The following is a 2,205-nucleotide window of genomic DNA, read 5'->3' on the forward strand; positions in this document are numbered from 1 at the left end:
GCCCGGGTGCTGGCCACCGCGCACGTGGCCGCCGAGAACGGCGACCGCCTGACCGCCTCCTCCCTGGCCCGGCAGGGCCTGGGCATGCTGCTGCGCTCCCACGGCCGCGAACGGGCGGCCGGACCGGCCGGGCACGCGGCCCGCCCCGAGGTGGAGCGGGCCCGGCGGATCCTGGCCGGGCGCCTGGTGGACCCGCCGACGCTGGAGGAGCTGGCGGCCGGACTGGGCATCGGCCCGTTCGCGCTGTCGCGGGCCTTCCGCGCCGTCCACGGCCTGCCGCCGCACGCCTACCTCAACCAGCTGCGGGTGGACCGGGCCCGTGCGCTGCTGGCCTCCGGGCGGCGGGCGGGCGAGGTCGCGGTGGAGGTGGGGTTCGCCGACCAGCCGCACCTGACCCGCCACTTCAAGCGCCACCTGGGGGTTCCTCCGGTGGCCTACCAGCGCGCCCTGCTCTCCACCTGAGCCGCTGGCGGGGCGGTGGCGGGACGTCCGCGGAGTCGGGGAGGGCCGTCTCCGGACGGTCCCTTCGCACGGGGCCGGTGCCGGTATCCCCGCCACCCTTCTCCTGTCCTGACGGCCGGGCCGGCGCCTTCCGGCCACCGACGGGAGCGGGCCGCGGCGACCGGCGGGCGGTCAGCGGTGGGCGGCGGCCCGGCAAGAACGTTCAAGACACCGCGCGGTCGGCCTTCCTAGCGTGGGGCGGGTGAAATCCTTCTCCGTCCTCCGTACACCCGCGGTGCGCGACAGCGTGGGGATCGGCGTCGCCGTGGGCGCCGCCGGCCTGGCGTTCGGCACCGCCGCCGTGGCAGCCGGTCTGTCCCCGGCGCAGTCCGTCTTCATGAGCCTGTTCATGTTCACCGGAGCCTCCCAGTTCGCCCTGGTGGGGGTGATCGCCGGTGGCGGCAGCCTGGTCGCCGGGGCGGCGGGCGCGCTGCTCCTGGGCGCCCGCAACACCCTGTACGGGCTGCGCCTGGCGGACGTGCTGGGCTGGCGGGGCGCGCGACGGGCGCTGGCCGCGCACGGGGTGATCGACGAGACCACGGCCGTGACGCTGGCCCAGCCGGACCGCGCGTCGGCGCGTACGGCGTTCGTGACGACCTACGCCGTGCTGGGCGGTTCCTGGGTGGTGGCGACCCTGGCCGGGGCACTGGCCACCGAGCGCGTGGGTGACATCAGCGCGTTCGGGCTCGACGCGGTGGGTCCGGCGGTCTTCCTGGGGCTGCTGTGGCCCCGGTTGCGGGAGGGCGGCGCCCGCACGTGGCTGATCGCGGGCCTGGGCGCGGGTCTGGCCCTGGCGTCCACCCCGTTCCTGCCCTCGGGCGTCCCTGTGCTGCTGGCCGCCTCGGCCGCGCTCGTGGCGCTGATCGGTCCCGCCGCCGGGGAGGGCGGCCCGGCCCTGCCCAGCGAGGAAGGCGACCGGCGGTCCGAGGCGGAGCGCGGGGAGGTCCGGCCATGACCCTGTGGACCGTGCTCGTCGCCACCGCCGCGGGCTGCTACCTGCTCAAGTACGCGGGCCTGGCCGCTCCGCGGCGGCTCCTCGACAACCCGTGGCTGCGGCGGTTCGCCACCGCGGTGCCGCTCGCCCTGCTCGCCGCGCTGATCGCGGTGGAGGCCCTGCGCGGCGAGGGCCAGGCGCTGGCCTGGGACACCGCGCGGATGGGCGGCCTGGGCGCCGCAGTCCTGGCCCTGGTCCTGCGCGCGCCCTTCCTCGTCGTGATCGTCGCCGCCGCTGCCACCACGGCGGGCCTGCGCGCCCTCGGCGTCGGCTGAGCAGCGGGGCGGCCTCCGATGATGAGGCCGCTCCCCGAACACCCTTGGCCGAATACCGGGCGCGCGCCTCCGGCAGGGGAACCGCTCCCCGGACGCCCCTGGCTGAGCATCGGGGCGGGCCTCCGACGAGGGACGGACCCGGCTCACGTGGGCGCTGGGCCTCGGCCGAGCGGCCCGGGGAAGTTATCCACATCCCCTACCGAAGGCCGCCGCGCTGCGGTTTCCTCAAGGTGAGGAGGTGGTGGGACGTCGGAGGGCCTGCCAGCCGGTGACGGGGCCTTCCCGTTCGCCCGTGCCGGCCCGGCCCGGGTTCCGACCGATCGCCCCACCACGGCCGTCCCCGTACACGGCGGGCGGGGAGTGCAAGTTCCCCTCCCCCTGGGAAGGAAGCCGAAGACCCCACTCGGGCGCCGGACAGCGGCGGCCCGGGACGGC

3 protein-coding genes are annotated in these 2,205 nt (G+C 77.2%); all 3 read left to right on the plus strand.

From position 1 onward, the window contains the following. Nucleotides 1-462: helix-turn-helix transcriptional regulator (locus tag DQW06_RS27120; protein WP_157983631.1), on the plus strand; the 462-nt coding region annotated here is incomplete at its 5' end. A gap of 241 nt (nucleotides 463-703) precedes the next feature. After that, nucleotides 704-1,456 (plus strand): AzlC family ABC transporter permease, encoded by a 753-nt coding sequence (locus DQW06_RS27125; protein ID WP_370011990.1) that lies wholly within the window; start codon nucleotides 704-706, stop codon nucleotides 1,454-1,456. Next, nucleotides 1,453-1,770, plus strand: a complete 318-nt coding sequence (locus DQW06_RS27130) for an AzlD domain-containing protein (RefSeq protein WP_013151967.1) — start codon at nucleotides 1,453-1,455, stop codon at nucleotides 1,768-1,770. Before DQW06_RS27125 ends, DQW06_RS27130 begins: the two co-directional genes overlap by 4 nt. Nucleotides 1,771-2,205 lie beyond the last annotated feature (435 nt).

This window comes from Nocardiopsis sp. TNDT3, assembly GCF_003427465.1.
Lineage (GTDB): Bacteria > Actinomycetota > Actinomycetes > Streptosporangiales > Streptosporangiaceae > Nocardiopsis > Nocardiopsis dassonvillei.

Bases quoted from the DNA above. Each gene is read 5' to 3' on its own strand.
- DQW06_RS27130 (WP_013151967.1), top strand. From the start codon at position 1,453: ATGACCCTGTGGACCGTGCTCGTCGCCACCGCCGCGGGCTGCTACCTG.